The 245-nt window shown below is 62.4% G+C and carries 1 pseudogene; it reads left to right on the top strand.

Annotated elements, in window-relative coordinates:
- Positions 1–245, top strand: a pseudogene (locus tag SB822_RS59805) (N-methylproline demethylase); the annotation flags it as partial.

Raw genomic sequence — 245 nt, 5'->3', positions numbered from 1 at the left:
ACTACGAAGAAAAGGCCAAGGGTGGTGTCGGCCTCGCCGTGTGCGGCGGTTCGAGCCCGGTGTCGATCGACAGTCCTCAAGGCTGGTGGAAGTCGGTGAATCTGTCGACCGACAAGATCATCGATCCGTTGTCGCGCCTCGCCGAAGCCATGCATGCGCACGGCGCGAAGATCATGATCCAGGCCACGCATATGGGCCGTCGCTCGGCATTTCACGGCGAGCACTGGCCGCATCTGATGTCGCCG

Source organism: Paraburkholderia sp. SIMBA_054, assembly GCF_046534875.1.
GTDB classification, from domain to species: domain Bacteria; phylum Pseudomonadota; class Gammaproteobacteria; order Burkholderiales; family Burkholderiaceae; genus Paraburkholderia; species Paraburkholderia hospita.
The sequence above is the reverse complement of the archived record's forward strand: the minus strand, read 5'-3'. Positions and strand labels throughout refer to the sequence as shown.